Origin of the sequence: Thermomonospora umbrina, from assembly GCF_003386555.1 — a bacterium.
GTDB classification, from domain to species: domain Bacteria; phylum Actinomycetota; class Actinomycetes; order Streptosporangiales; family Streptosporangiaceae; genus Thermomonospora; species Thermomonospora umbrina.
Map to the genome: position 1 here is coordinate 3,133,840 of NZ_QTTT01000001.1, position 13,304 is coordinate 3,147,143.

Genomic DNA, 13,304 nt, shown 5'->3' on the forward strand with positions numbered 1-13,304 from the left:
AACTTGATTGCATCAAGTATCTGTGCCAGGGTCGTTACTTGATTGCATCAAGTACCTTCGACGACCGCGACGGCGGGCCGTCGTCCGACGTCAGGAGCAGGCATGACACGCACGGTGCTGGTGACCGGAGCCAGAGGCAAGACGGGACGCGAGGTGGTCGCCCGGCTGCGAGCCGGCGGCGTCCCCCTCCGCGCCGGATCGTCGCGGCCCGCCGAGACACCGGCGGCCCCGGGCGTCGATCCGGTCCGGTTCGACTGGAACGATCCGGCGACCTGGCGCGAGGCCGCCGCGGGCGTGGACGCCGTCTACCTGATGCGCCCCGACATCCCCGACGCTCCCGAACGCGTCGCCGGCCTGGTCGAGGCCGCCCCGGACGCGCACATCGTCCTGCTGTCCGAGCAGGGGGCCGAGACCGTCGCGGCGGATCACTGGACGCGCCGGGTCGAGGACGCGGTGGTCTCCCGGGCCGCCTCCTGGACGCTGCTCCGCCCGTCCTGGTTCCACCAGGTCCTGACCGACCCTCGGTTCTACCGCGACGCCATCCGGGACGCCCGCGTCTTCAGCCTGCCCTCGGGCGGCGGCTCGATCGCGTGGGTCGATGCGCGCGACATCGCCGAGGTCGCCGTGGCCGTGCTCCGCATCCCGGAGGACCACCAAGGGAAGGCGTACACGATCACCGGGCCGCAGTCGCTCCCGGTCGCGTCCGTCGCGCAGGAGCTCTCGGAACGCCTCGGCCACGAGATCCGCGCCGAGGACCCACCGCCGCAGGAGGCCCTCCAGGGGCTGGATCCCTGGGCTTCGGGCATCCTGGACGACCTTTACCGCCGGGTCGCCGCGGGCGGATTCGGCGACCTCTCCCCGACGGTGAAGCAGATCACCGGCCACGAGCCCACGTCGCTCCGCGAGTTCATCGACACGCACCTCGACGAGTGGAGAACGACGCCCTAGCCGCGGCCAGCGCGGGCCCCGGGGCCCGAAGGCGAGGTCCGCTCGCCAAGGGCGAGCGTGGCCGGTGATCCACGACGACACGGCCCGTCGGTCTCGGGGAATCGCCCGCGCCCCTGTATATCTGGACCACGTGAACGCACGCTTGAACGGCCAGACCGCACCGATCCTGCCGAGCAGAGACCTGTCGGCGACCGTTGAGTTCTACACCCGTCTTGGCTTCACCGTCGATGGGCGGTATCCGGACGACGGCTACCTCATCATCAGCCGCGACGACGTCGAGCTGCACTTCTTCTCGGCCCCGGACATGAGCCCCCTCGCCGATGCCCATGCCGTTTACCTGCGCCTCGACACCGACGTTCGGGCCGTCCACGAAGAATGGAGCCGGTTGGGCATCACCGACTCGCCCACCGGGAATCCGCGTCTGCTCGCACCGGAGATGACCGGCTACGGCATGCTCGAATTCGCCCTCGTCGACCCGGATGGCAACCTCTTCAGAATAGGCGCGGAGATCCCCTGACCTCCGAAGCCCTTCGCGAGGCCGATCCTCATCACCGGCGCATTCACCGGGGTGGGGCGTTGACGACCGCTTCGCCTCGGGGGGACAGGCGGTAGCCGGTGGTCAGGCTTTCGGTGAGGCCCAGTTCCTTGAGCTTGCGCACGTCGCGTTTGAGCCCGGGGGTGTCCCGCCCGAGGCGTTCGGCCAGGACCGCCGCCGGAGTGGCGGGCAGCTCTTGGATCAGGCGCAGGAGTTCTCCGGTCCAGGGGCCTCTACGGCCGGCCTTGTCGATGCGGGCCAGTCGATGCCGGACGTCGGCCAGTTCGTCGCGGGTCAGATCGCCTCGCTCGCGCAGGGCGATCCGGGGATCCGGGCCGGCCAGGTGCAGGGTGATCCGGTAGAGGGCGCCGTCAGGGAACCGCGCCAACTCCCTCAACAGCTCCTCGCGTGAGTCGTGGCCGGCGCGCCGGACGTCCTGCGACGTCAGGTCGTCCGGGGTGATCTGCTCGACGGCGTCGATCTCTACGATGCCGACACCCGTGCGCACCCGGCTTCCGGGCCGTACGGCGGGGCGTTTCCAACGACGGAACGCGAGGGTGACGCTCCCGGACGCTATGCCCTCCAGGACCTCCTGCCTGAAAAGCAACGGGCCTCCCTCACTGATCCACCTCCGCACGATCGCCCCGGGCCTCTACGGGCGATACGGCGGGACGGACGGAACAAGTCGAATCTACGCCACGCCCCCAGAACACTCCGGCATCAACGGCACCCTCCCGGTGGCCCGCACAGGCCGTCCCACGAAAGATCGCCGCCCTTCGTGATGGTCTCCGCGTGGGCGGGGAGATCTGAGGGATCCCGCCGAGCCGCGATGAGTTCTGCGGCGTCCGGTGGTCGTACTGTCGAACCCGTTACCGAGGAGGACTTCTGATGCGCAGCGTGACCTATTCGATGAGCGTCTCCCTTGACGGCTACATCGTCGGTCCGGACGGCGGCTTCGACTGGACGGCGCCCGACGAGGAGGTCTTTCGCTTCTGGATCGACGAGATACGCGAGGTCGGCGTCCACCTGTTGGGCCGACGGCTGTACGAGACGATGCTGTACTGGGAGACCGCCGACCAGGACCCATCGCTCGACGACGCGCAGCTCGAGTGGACCGCGCTCTGGAAGCCGCTCCCCAAGGTGGTGTTCTCCACCACGCTGTCGACGGTGCAGGGCAAGGCCCGCCTGGCCTCCGGCGGCCTGGCGGAGGAGATCGAGCGGTTGCGCGCCGAGCCGGGGGAGGGCGACATCGCGATCGGCGGCGCGACCCTCGCCGCCGAGGCGGCTGCGTTGGGCCTGATCGACGAGTACCGGGCCATGGTCTACCCGGTCCTGGTCGGCGGCGGCATTCCGTTCTTTCCCCAACGCGAGCGCCGGGTGGACCTCGAACTCGTCGAGACCCGCACCTTCAACGCGAAAGTCGTCTACCTCCGCCACCGCGTGACGCGCTAGCCGTACGTTCGCGAGGGTCGGGTTCACGCTCGACGGGCTTTACCTCGAGCTTGGTTGAGGTTGCAGGATGGGCGGCGGGTCCTGCAAGGCGAGCCTGAGGAGCGTGTGCGTGAGCGCGGACACCGGTTTCTACTCGATCATCGACTACACCGTCGACGGTCATGACACCCAACGGGAATTCGTGGAGGTTTTCGCGAAGATCCAGGAACGGTGGGTGCGCTTTCATCCCGGATACCGATCGGCCCGGTTCCACGTGAGTACGGACGGCACCCGTGTGTACAACATCGTGCACTGGGACAGCGAGGCGGATTATCGCCACTTCGTGGAGACCTCCGACACCGAAGGTCGCGTGGCCGCCATTCAAGAGGCGCTGGAAGGGCTCTCCGGCAAGGCCGAGCCCCGCATGACCGGGACCCCCACGTACACCGTCGTGCGTGAGGTCGGGCCGGGGCCGCGTTCATGAAGGTGGAAGTGTTCGCCGATGTGCTGTGCCCGTGGTGCTATATCGGCAAGAGGCGTCTAGAGGCGGCGGCGGAAGGGCTGGAGGTCGTCTGGCGCAGTTTCGAGCTCGCCCCCGGGGAGGGGCGGGTCCCCGGGCCGACGGCGGCCGAGGCGATGGCCGGATGGTACGGCGACCAAGCACCGGCGCGGATCGCTCGGATCCAGGCCCTGGGCGCGGCGGAGGGCCTGGAGCTCAACCTGCATCTGGCGCGGCCGGTGAACACCTTCGACGCGCACCGGCTGCGCCACCTGGCCGCCGACCGCGGCCGGGCCGACCAGATGATGGAACGCCTGCTGCGCGCGTACCACTCCGAGGGGCTCAACGTGGCCGACCCGCAGGTCCTGCGACGTCTGGGCGGCGACGCCGGCCTGGACGATGACGAGGTGCGCGTCGTTCTCGCCGGCGCCGCCTACGCCGACGACGTGCGGGAGGACGAGCGCCGCGCGGCCGAGTACGGCGTCACCGGCGTCCCCTCACTGGTGATCGACGGCGGGCCCCCGGTCTCGGGCGTCCAGCCCGCCGCCGACCTGCGTCGGCTGCTGCGACACACCTGACCGGAGCGGGCCGGGAATGCGGGGCCGTACGGTGGTGACGTGCATCGGCGTGACCACCGGAGGCTAGTGGTCGCTTCCCAGTAGCGCCTTGCTGAGGACTGCCCGGATGTGGTCCGGGTCGGCGTCGTGGTCGTCGAGGAGGATCGCCGCACACAGCCCGTCGCAAAGTGCGACGAAGGCTTCAACGGCATCCGGGTCGTCCGTCCGCGTTCGGGCGAGTTCGGCGACGTTGTCGCGCCAGCCGCGCGCCGCGGGGCGTAGGGCGGGGCGGCGAGCCGCCAGGGTCGACAGCTCACGTTCGGCGAGTGCGCGCTCGCGGCCCGGCCCAGCGGATTCGGCGATGAGCCGGGCGAGCCCGTCGAGAGGATCGTCCTCGGTATCGATGAGTCGGCGGATGCGGCGGGTGTACGTGTCCGTGACGCTGGTCAAGGCGGCGACCAGCAGGTCGTCGAGCGTGGCGAAGTAGTAGAGGGTCAGACTGGTGGTGATCCCCGCCTCTTTGGCGACGGTCCGATGGGTCACGCCGGCGGCCCCGTCACGGCGGACGATCGTGAGCGTTGCCTCGATGATCTGGGCTCGGCGGCGTTGACCGCGCAGTTTGCGCCCGTCGGCCGTGTCGTGCTCGTCCGCCATCGTCCTCACCGATCATCGCCGCTCACGCGTGTCGAGGCTATCGGCTCCGCCTCAGGGCCGGCGTCGCCGATCGGGCGGATGTGGCGCAGCGTTCTGAAGCAGGCGACCGATGCTGCGGCGATCGCGATACCCGCGGCGATCGCGGCGGTGTTGAGTCCGCTGGTGAACGCGTCCTGCGCGTGTCGCAGAGCCCCAGGCGGGAGCCGGTCCGCCACGGACGTTGCGCCGGAGAGGCTGTCGCCGTAGGGCTCGGCCACGGACCGGGGCAGTCCGGGCCGAGCATCGGCCGCCGTCCGATAGATCGCCGTGGTGAGGCTTCCCAGGAGCGCGACCCCGGCCGCGATCCCGAGCTCTTGCACGGTCTCCGACAGCGCGGCCGCCGACCCGGATCTCTCCGCCGGCGCCGCGCCTACGACGATGTCGGTGCCGAGTGCGGCGATGACTCCGAGGCCGAGATAAAGGAACGAGAATCCGGCGACCACGCTCGGCTTGCTGTCGATCCCGGCGAAGGCGAGGAGGGCATATCCGATGAGGGACAGCGCGAGGGCGGCGGCCATGACGCCCCCCGGCGGGATGCGAGTGGCGATGAGAGGCGCACCGATGCCCCCGATCAGCATGGCCAGTGCCGGTGGCCCCATCCACAGGCCCGCCGCCGTGAGCGAGAGGCCCTCGACGAGCTGCAGATGCTGTGTGACCAGGAACATCATCCCGCCGAAACCGACCAGACCGATCAGCAGGACCGTCAGGGCGGCGGAGAAGGCCCGGTCGGTGAAGAGTCTCATGTCCAGCAGCGGCTCCTTCAAGCGCAGTTGGCGACGGACGAACGCGACCGTCGAGCCGCCACCGAGGACAGCGGCGGCCAATGCCTGGACGTCGATGCCGTGTGCGGCGACATGCTTGATCGCATAGATGGTCGGAAGCATCGCCGCCAGGGACAGGCCGACGCTCAACAGGTCGATGCGACCCGCGTCGGTCCGAAACTCCGGCAGCAGCGTTGGTGCGGCGGCCAGCACGACCACGCTGATGGGTACCGCGATCAGGAAGGCCGCACCCCACCAGAAGCCGGCGGCCAGGACCCCGCCGATGACCGGTCCGACCGCCATTCCGAGCGCGAACATCGTGGCCCATGCACCGATCGCCAACGCCCGCTGCCGGGCATCGGTGAACATGTTGCCGATCAGGGACAGGGTGGACGGCATCAGCGTCGCTCCGGCCACTCCCAGCAGCGCCCGCGCCATGATCAGCCAGAGGGCGCTGGGGGCGAAGGCCGCAAGCACCGAGGCCGCGCCGAAGGCGGCCATGCCGATCATCAGCAGGCGCCGGCGTCCGATCCGGTCGCCCAGCGTTCCCATGGTGATCAGGAACCCCGCGATGAGGAATCCGTAGGCGTCCATGATCCACAACGTCTCCGTGGCGGTCGGACGCAGGTCCGCGGCCAGGCTCGGAACGACGAGGTACAGCGCCGTCACATCGAGCCCCAACAGCACGGTCGGCAACGCCAACACCGCAAAGCCGGCCCACTCCCGCCACCCGGCACGTGACGACGGTTTCGCCCCCATCTCACCCTCCGGTCTAGTTGAACGTTCGTACTAGTTGTACCATCGTTCAACATTGGAGGTGAAGGGGCCGGAGCCGTGACTCATCGGAACGCAGGTCATCGAGCGGATCGACACTTGGCGCAGGGAGAACGACTAGGGATCCGTGGGGCGGCATGACTCGATGGCGGCGAGCACCTCGTTCACGTGGGGACGTACTCGCGCCTTCAGCTCGACGCTCCACGACTCCTCGGAGTACCGGCGGCTGAGGTACAGCTCCTTCGCGTACTCCAGAACGGGGCGGTGCTCCGGCGGGAGTCGGGTGAGGGCCCAGTCGGCGGCGGCGTCCTTCGGCTTGATCTCGCCGGTGACGAGGGTGGCCCAGATGCGGGCCAAGGTCAGCACGACGTTGCGGGTGTCATCGTCCAGGTCGTCGAGCAGGGCGGGGATGCCCGCGACGCTCGCCCGGACGAGATCGGAGTGCGGAACGGGATCCAGCACCTGCGCCGGGGGCGGGCCGATGAGGGGATGGTCGCCGGCGAGCACGAGCGTGATCAACAGCGCCAGATCGGGCATCGGCTCCGGCTGAGGGGGCCCACCGGTCGCCAGCGCTTCGCGGAGCCACTCGCCGTACAAGAAGTCACCCGTCGGCGGGTATCGCCAGGGGCGGACCTCGGACTGGACCACGACGGTGACCTCGACGGGCCGGACCTCGGCCGACATGGCGGAGATCATGAACAGCCCTTCGACGAGGGCCGCCCGTTCCCGATCGTGCATGGGCCGCCGGGTGACGACGAGGACGTCCAGGTCACTGGCCGGCTTGAGACCGCCGAGCACGGAGGACCCATGCAGGTAGACGCCGATGGCCTCGCGACCCAGGACGACGCCGATCAGTTCCACGATCGCCCGGATCTGATCCATGTCGCCAGTATCCGCCGGGGCGAGCGGGAAATGAGCACCGGTTCACCGGGACGTGGCTGCGTCTCGTCGGTCTCGTCATGACCGCCCGCTCGGGCCACCGAAGCGTTAGGGCGAACGGAGCCTCCCTGCCGCATGCCCAACGTCGCGGCCTCGCGCACGAGCGCCTCGACGCCGGCGTGAAGTGCTCGACCAAGTCGGGCACCGCCGCCGTTCAGTTCATCCACCTCCGGGCGGGGCAAGATGAACGCCACCACCGTTGCGCGGACCGGCAACGCGGACGGCGCGCGGGGCGGAACGACTGATCGTCACCGACTCGGCCACGAAGGTCGCCCCGAGCGCCGGACGGCGCACGCTCCGCGAGAAGGACCACCTGCGCGGCAAGGGCGGCATCTTCGACGTTCCGAACACAGCCGTCCCGAAGTACATCGAGATCGGGCCCGTCCCAGGCCGAATGTCGTACCCGGCGGCTAGCGTGCCGTCCAGAGCCAAGGAGGCACCATCATGAACTGGACGCTGGAAGTCGTCGTGGTCCCGGTCTCGGACGTCGACCGGGCCAAGAAGTTCTACGCCGAGCGTCTGGGCTTCGACGTCGACCATGACACCGCCGTGAGCGACGAGCTGCGCGTCGTGCAGCTCACCCCGCCGGGCTCCGGCTGCTCGGTCGTCATCGGCAAGGGCCTGGTCGACATGGAGCCAGGCTCCCTCAAGGGCCTTCAGCTCGTCGTCGGTGATCTGCGCGCCGCCCGCGCCGAGCTGGTGGAACGGGGTGTCGAGGTCTCCGAGATCCGGTTCATCGGCCCCGAGGGCATGCGCCCCGCCACCGATGACGACGACCTCGACAACTCCGGTTTCGTGTTCTTCGACGATCCCGACGGCAACGGCTGGGCCGTCCAACAGATCACGTCCCGCGCCTGACGGATCCGCACGTTCGCGCGGTGAACGCGAGTTCGCACGTCGGCGGCGAGACTCGAGTCCGGAGGGCAGGAGCGGTCGTCTGCGGGGTCCAGAGGCTGAGTGCCCCAAGGCAGGGGTGTCCGGCGCATTGGTAGGGCAGGCGTCAGCACGCCCGGCCTCCGGGCACACGTTCAGGTGCGACGGACTCGGATCGAGGTGCGCCGCCTGCGGGCGCTTCAGGGCGTGGGGCCGTGGACCATCCGGCCACGACCCGCACGGGCGATGAGTCGCGGTCTCGCGCCGTCGGGGCACCGGGGCTCGGCCTGTCGCACCTGGCGGCGGTCATCCCGCACCACGGCACCTGCGGCTCACCATGGCACCTACGGCTCACCACGCCGCCTTGGCGAAACCCGGGTTCATCGTGCGGCCGCCCGTCACGCATGTGCCGAATCGATGAGGCGAGGCGCCTCGATCCGAGACTTCCGGCGGCGCATACCGCACCATGTTGGGCAAAGGTGGCGGCGGATCCGGTGACGGAGAGGTGGGGAACGCCGATGGGCGTCGATCTGGTCAAAGGGGACGTGCCCGGCGAGGAGGAGGCCGGCTGGGTGACGGCCGCGGTCGACGCGATCCCGGCGCCCGGGAGCGGGACGGCCCGGCCGTGGAAGCTGTCGATCGGGACGCTGCTGGCCCGTCATCCCAGGACGCCGCGTGGCGCGGGCCGGGTGCTCGGCCTGCTCGACCGGTTCGGCGCGATCGAGTTCGGTCCGCGGAAGGTCGGGTTCGACGGCGACGACGCCTCCTGGGAGAAGGTCATCGAGATCCGCACGAGGACCGTCGACGACCTCGTCCTCGGCCCCGTGTCGGAGTCGGGCATCGACCAGGTGCGGGACTTCCTCCCACCCGTTCCGGGCCGCAAGTGGGCGGTGCGGCAGGCGGTGCAGACCGTGACCGCGCTGGTGCTGGCGGCCCGCCGCGACCTGGTCGAACAGCGGGACGACCGCGAGCAACTCCCCTGCGAGATCGTCTACCTGGGGCGCCTCGGCGGGGTCAAGACGATCGACGCGGGCCTGTTCGCGGCACTGTGCCTCGAACGCCGCCCCGAGATCGGTGCCGCGCTGCTCGAAGAGGCCCGCCGCCGCCGGATCGCGGTGTGCCCCGCCAAACCACACCGGCTCGCCGACGGCACCACCCAACGCGCCGAGGCCCTGCGCCGCCGCACCCAGACCGCCGTGGCCCGCATCCGCGCCGCCGCCGGAACCGACCCCTGACGAACGACCCCCATGACGGGTCGAGCTGCCCCACCGCCCGGTCGACGAGGGCGCTGGTCTTCCTGGGCAGGCCGTTCCGGGCGTCCGCGGCGGCTCGGGGTCCGAGGTGCTGTGGTGAGTGGGTGTTGGGCTGTCCGGGGTTCAGGGGCGAGGGGGGACGGTGGTGTAGCCGTGGGTGGTGAGGCGTTCGGCGATCTGGGTGTACATCCTCGGGTCGGTGGGGGCGACGGTGGCCAGGCCGTCGACGTAGCGGTTGTACATGCAGAACGCGGCGGCGATCAGGACCGTGTCGTGGATCTCCACATCCGTGGCGCCCGCCGTGCGGGCCGCGGCGATCTCGGCGTCGCCGACGGCGTGGCCGCCGCGTTGGACGGCGGCGGCGAGGCGCAGCAGCGCGCGGAGTCGGTCGGAGACGGGGGCGGTGGCCGGGTCGGCGTGGACCCGCTCGACCAGGGGCATGCCGCCGTCCAACTGGACCGCCGCGCACGCGCCGTGGGACGAGGCGCAGAATCGGCAGTCGTTCAGCGTCGAGACGTACGACGCGATCAGCTCGCGTTCGCCGCGGTCCAGCGGGCCGGGGCCGCGGAGCAGCGCCTCGGCCAGGTCGCTCAACGGGCCGGCGGTCTCCGGACGGAACCGCAGGAGGGAGGGGAGCCCGGGGACGTCGCCGTCCAGAGCGATGTGCGGCATGGGCTGACCTCCAGAGCGCCGGGGATCATGATGATCCGCCGCCACCATAACCCTGCAAAACCACCACGGACTAGGGCTTTCTGGCCACTCCACAGAAGGTCATGATCTCTTCGGGCTCGCCCCACGGGTTCGGGTCCGGGTGCCAGCGGGAGCACGACACGATGCCGGGCTCGACCAGCTCCAAGCCCGTGAAGAACCGTGCGATCTCCGCCCGGGTCCGCGCCCGGACCGGGTGCGGGGTGCCGCTCTCGTTCCAGGTCTCGACCGCCAGGCGGGTCACGTCCACGTCGAGGCAGGCGTGCGACAGGGCCACGAAACCGCCCGACGGCAGCGCGTCGATGAGCCGCCGCGCGATCGCCAGCGCCTCCTCGTCGTCGGTGACCAGGTGCAGCACGGCCAGCATCATCAACGCGACCGGCCGGTCGAAGTCGAGCGTCGCCGACGCCTCCCGCAGCACCCGCTCCGGGTCGCGCATGTCCGCGTCGACATAGCTGGTGGCGCCCTCCGGGGTGCTCGTGAGCAGGGCACGGGCGTGTGTGAGGACGAGCGCGTCGTTGTCGACGTAGACGACCCGCGACTCCGGGGCCACCCGCTGCGCGATCTCGTGGGTGTTGTCCGCCGTGGGCAGGCCGGTGCCGATGTCGAGGAACTGGCGGATGCCCTCCCGTCTCGCGAGACGGCTGACGCAGCGGCCCAGGAACAGCCGGTCGCCGCGCGCCGCCGCCGCGATCCCGGGCACCTGCCGGGCGACCATGTCCCCGGCCTCGCGGTCGACCTCGTAGTGGTCCTTGCCGCCGAGCCAGTAGTTCCAGACCCGCGCCGAGACCGGCCTATCGGTGAACAGTTCGGGCACGTCATCGGTCTCATGGCTCATCGGGCGCTCCCTCGCGGCCGGGTCGGGCCTCTCACCAGGAGCATATTCCGGCATCGCCGACATCCCGCACGCGCCGTCCAGGGCACCCGCAGTCGGGTGCCCCACGCCGCCGTGACGGAGGGTCACGGCGGCGTCGGGGCGGCGGTCAGGAGGTGCGGGGCTCCTGCTCGACGATGAGGGACTTGAACCGGCGGAGCCGCAGGCTGTTGCCGACCACGAAGACCGACGAGAACGCCATCGCGCCTCCGGCGAGCATCGGACTGAGCAGGCCGGTCGCCGCCAGCGGCAGGGCGGCCACGTTGTAGGCGAAGGCCCAGAACAGGTTGCCCTTGATCGTTGCCAGGGTCCGGCGGGACAGCCGGATGGCGTCGGCCGCCGCGCGCAGGTCGCCGCGGACCAGGGTGAGGTCGGACGCCTCGATGGCCACGTCGGTGCCGGTGCCCATGGCCAGGCCCAGGTCGGCCTGGGCGAGGGCGGCGGCGTCGTTGACCCCGTCGCCGACCATCGCGACCGTGCGGCCCTCGTCCTGCAGCCGCTTGACCACGTCGACCTTGTCGGCGGGCAGCACCTCGGCGATCACCTCCTCGATCCCGACCTCGTCGGCGACGGTGCGGGCCACGGCCTCGTTGTCGCCGGTGAGCAGCACCGGACGCAGCCCCATCGCCTTGAAGCGGGCGATGGCCTCGGCGGAGGTGGGCTTGACCTGGTCGGCGACGGTGATGACCGCGCGCGCCTCGCCGTCCCAGCCGACCGCGACGGCCGTGTGCCCGAGCGCCTGCGCCTCGGTCATGGCCCGCTCCAGGTCGTCGGTCAGGTGGTGCGACCACTCGGCCAGCAGTTGAGGCCGCCCCACGAGAACGCCGTGACCGTCCACGACGCCCTGCACGCCCAGGCCCTCGACGTTGGCGAAGTCCTCGACCTTGGGGAACGGGTCCGCCATACCGGGGTGGGCCGTGTCGCGTCCAACGCCCACGCCTTCGGTGCCGGCAGGGCCGGGCGCCATGGACGGGCGGCCGAGGCGTTCGGCCGCGCCCTTGGCGATCGCCTGGGCGATGGGGTGCTCGGAGGCGTTCTCCAGCGCGCCGGCCAGCCGCAGCACCTCCTCGACCGAGGTGTCGCCGGTGGTGATGACGTCGGTGAGGGCCATCTTGCCGGTGGTGACGGTGCCGGTCTTGTCCAGGACGACGGTGTCGATGGAACGGGTGGACTCCAGCGCCTCCGGACCCTTGATCAGGATGCCGAGCTGCGCGCCCCGGCCCGTACCGACCATGAGGGCGGTGGGGGTGGCCAGGCCCAAGGCGCACGGGCAGGCGATGATCAGGACGGCGACGGCGGCGGTGAACGCGGCCACCGAGCCCGCACCCGACCCCAGCCAGAAGCCCAACGTGGCGACCGCCAGCGCGATCACGGTCGGGACGAACACCGCCGAGATCCGGTCGGCCAACCGCTGCGCCTGCGACTTGCCGGTCTGCGCCTCCTCCACCAGCCGCGCCATCTGCGCGAGCTGGGTGTCGGAACCCACCCGGGTCGCACGGACCACCAGGCGTCCGCCGGCGTTCACGGTCGCGCCCGCCACCTGCTCGCCCGGGCCGACCTCGACCGGAACGGACTCGCCGGTCAGCAGGGAGGCGTCCACCGCGGACGAGCCCTCCTCGACGACCCCGTCGGTGGCGACCTTCTCCCCCGGACGGACGACGAACAGGTCGCCGACCTTGAGATCCTCGACCGCGATCCGCTCCTCGCGGCCGTCCCGCAGGACCGAGACCTCCTTGGCCCCCAACTCCAGCAGCGCGCGCAACGCGGCTCCGGCGCGGCGCTTGGAACGTGCCTCGAAGTACCGGCCGGCGAGGATGAACATCGTCACCCCGGCGGCGGCCTCCAGGTACAGGTTCCCCGACCCGTCGCCCCGGGTGATCGCGAGCGTGAACCCGTGTCGCATCCCCGGCTCGCCCGCCGTGCCGAAGAACAGCGCCCACAACGACCAGCCGAACGCCGCCAGGGTGCCCAGCGACACCAGCGTGTCCATGGTGGCCGCGCCGTGCCGCAGGTTCGTCAACGCGGCGCGGTGGAACGGCCAACCCGCGTACGTCACGACCGGCCCGGCCAACGCCAGCGACAGCCACTGCCAGTACTCGAACTGCAGGGCCGGGATCATCGCCATCGCGATGACCGGCACCGACAGCACCAGCGCGGTGATCAGCCGCTGCCGCAACGGCTGCAACTCGTCCTTCTCCGGCGTCTCGACCGTCTCCTGTCGCGGGGGCGCGGGCAGGGCCGCGGTGTAGCCGGTCTTCTCGACGGTGGCGATCAGCTCCTCGGCGGTGACACCCTCGGACACGGTGACCGTGGCCTTCTCTGTGGCGTAGTTGACCGTCGCCGTCACACCGTCGAGCTTGTTGAGCTTGCGCTCCACCCGGGCGGCGCACGACGCGCACGTCATACCGCCGATCGTCAGCTCGATGTGCCCGGTCGCGTTACCCGTGGTCATGCGCCCC

General features: G+C 70.7%; 15 protein-coding genes. 8 read left to right on the plus strand and 7 right to left on the minus strand.

Annotated features, from left to right (window positions below):
• Positions 1 to 102: 102 nt before the first annotated feature.
• Both DFJ69_RS13955 and DFJ69_RS13960 read left to right on the plus strand, forming a co-directional pair.
• Positions 103 to 948: an NAD(P)H-binding protein gene (locus DFJ69_RS13955; RefSeq protein WP_116022880.1), complete on the plus strand. Its 846-nt coding sequence runs from the start codon at positions 103 to 105 to the stop codon at positions 946 to 948.
• Positions 949 to 1,078: 130 nt separating this feature from the next.
• The gene (locus DFJ69_RS13960) at positions 1,079 to 1,465 is read left to right on the plus strand and encodes a bleomycin resistance protein (protein ID WP_170177648.1); all 387 of its coding nucleotides are present in this window, start codon (positions 1,079 to 1,081) and stop codon (positions 1,463 to 1,465) included.
• A gap of 43 nt (positions 1,466 to 1,508) precedes the next feature.
• Here the strand turns inward: DFJ69_RS13960 and DFJ69_RS13965 are convergent, their stop codons facing one another.
• A complete protein-coding gene (locus DFJ69_RS13965; RefSeq protein ID WP_116022882.1) occupies positions 1,509 to 2,090 on the minus strand; it encodes an ASCH domain-containing protein in 582 nt (193 codons plus the stop codon).
• A 281-nt stretch (positions 2,091 to 2,371) separates the two neighbouring features.
• Between DFJ69_RS13965 and DFJ69_RS13970 the strand changes: the two genes are divergently transcribed.
• The 3 genes from DFJ69_RS13970 (at position 2,372) to DFJ69_RS13980 (ending at position 3,991) form a co-directional block, all read left to right on the plus strand.
• Positions 2,372 to 2,935 (plus strand): dihydrofolate reductase family protein, encoded by a 564-nt coding sequence (locus DFJ69_RS13970; protein ID WP_116022883.1) that lies wholly within the window; start codon positions 2,372 to 2,374, stop codon positions 2,933 to 2,935.
• Between the two features lie 109 nt (positions 2,936 to 3,044).
• On the plus strand, positions 3,045 to 3,398 hold the full coding sequence (locus tag DFJ69_RS13975) for an antibiotic biosynthesis monooxygenase family protein (RefSeq protein ID WP_116026623.1): 354 nt from the start codon (positions 3,045 to 3,047) through the stop codon (positions 3,396 to 3,398).
• A complete protein-coding gene (locus DFJ69_RS13980) occupies positions 3,395 to 3,991 on the plus strand; it encodes a DsbA family oxidoreductase (RefSeq protein WP_116022884.1) in 597 nt (198 codons plus the stop codon). The genes DFJ69_RS13975 and DFJ69_RS13980 overlap by 4 nt, the downstream gene beginning before the upstream one ends.
• 63 nt (positions 3,992 to 4,054) lie before the next feature.
• Here DFJ69_RS13980 and DFJ69_RS13985 read toward each other — a convergent pair whose 3' ends face one another.
• The 3 genes from DFJ69_RS13985 to DFJ69_RS13995 all read right to left on the minus strand — a co-directional run bounded on the left by DFJ69_RS13985 (position 4,055) and on the right by DFJ69_RS13995 (position 7,080).
• Complete coding sequence (locus tag DFJ69_RS13985; RefSeq protein WP_116022885.1) at positions 4,055 to 4,624, minus strand: TetR/AcrR family transcriptional regulator; 570 nt, start codon at positions 4,622 to 4,624, stop codon at positions 4,055 to 4,057.
• A gap of 5 nt (positions 4,625 to 4,629) precedes the next feature.
• Positions 4,630 to 6,183 (minus strand): MFS transporter, encoded by a 1,554-nt coding sequence (locus DFJ69_RS13990; RefSeq protein WP_116022886.1) that lies wholly within the window; start codon positions 6,181 to 6,183, stop codon positions 4,630 to 4,632.
• A 132-nt stretch (positions 6,184 to 6,315) separates the two neighbouring features.
• Positions 6,316 to 7,080 (minus strand): aminoglycoside adenylyltransferase family protein, encoded by a 765-nt coding sequence (locus DFJ69_RS13995; RefSeq protein WP_116022887.1) that lies wholly within the window; start codon positions 7,078 to 7,080, stop codon positions 6,316 to 6,318.
• Positions 7,081 to 7,336: 256 nt separating this feature from the next.
• Here DFJ69_RS13995 and DFJ69_RS33770 point away from each other — a divergent pair, with 256 nt between their 5' ends.
• The 3 genes from DFJ69_RS33770 (at position 7,337) to DFJ69_RS14005 (ending at position 9,245) form a co-directional block, all read left to right on the plus strand.
• Positions 7,337 to 7,585, plus strand: a complete 249-nt coding sequence (locus DFJ69_RS33770) for a hypothetical protein (RefSeq protein ID WP_147312302.1) — start codon at positions 7,337 to 7,339, stop codon at positions 7,583 to 7,585.
• Positions 7,582 to 7,995 (plus strand): VOC family protein, encoded by a 414-nt coding sequence (locus DFJ69_RS14000; protein WP_116022888.1) that lies wholly within the window; start codon positions 7,582 to 7,584, stop codon positions 7,993 to 7,995. The genes DFJ69_RS33770 and DFJ69_RS14000 overlap by 4 nt, the downstream gene beginning before the upstream one ends.
• Before the next feature lie 533 nt (positions 7,996 to 8,528).
• Positions 8,529 to 9,245: a hypothetical protein gene (locus DFJ69_RS14005; RefSeq protein ID WP_116022889.1), complete on the plus strand. Its 717-nt coding sequence runs from the start codon at positions 8,529 to 8,531 to the stop codon at positions 9,243 to 9,245.
• A 141-nt stretch (positions 9,246 to 9,386) separates the two neighbouring features.
• On the opposite strand, the gene DFJ69_RS14010 is transcribed toward DFJ69_RS14005, so the two are convergent.
• The 3 genes from DFJ69_RS14010 to DFJ69_RS14020 form a co-directional block, all read right to left on the minus strand.
• Positions 9,387 to 9,935 carry a carboxymuconolactone decarboxylase family protein gene (locus DFJ69_RS14010; RefSeq protein WP_116022890.1) on the minus strand — a complete coding sequence of 183 codons (549 nt, stop codon included), beginning with the start codon at positions 9,933 to 9,935 and terminating at the stop codon, positions 9,387 to 9,389.
• A gap of 70 nt (positions 9,936 to 10,005) precedes the next feature.
• Positions 10,006 to 10,809, minus strand: a complete 804-nt coding sequence (locus tag DFJ69_RS14015) for an SAM-dependent methyltransferase (RefSeq protein ID WP_116022891.1) — start codon at positions 10,807 to 10,809, stop codon at positions 10,006 to 10,008.
• 145 nt (positions 10,810 to 10,954) lie between these two features.
• Complete coding sequence (locus tag DFJ69_RS14020) at positions 10,955 to 13,297, minus strand: heavy metal translocating P-type ATPase (protein ID WP_116022892.1); 2,343 nt, start codon at positions 13,295 to 13,297, stop codon at positions 10,955 to 10,957.
• Positions 13,298 to 13,304 lie beyond the last annotated feature (7 nt).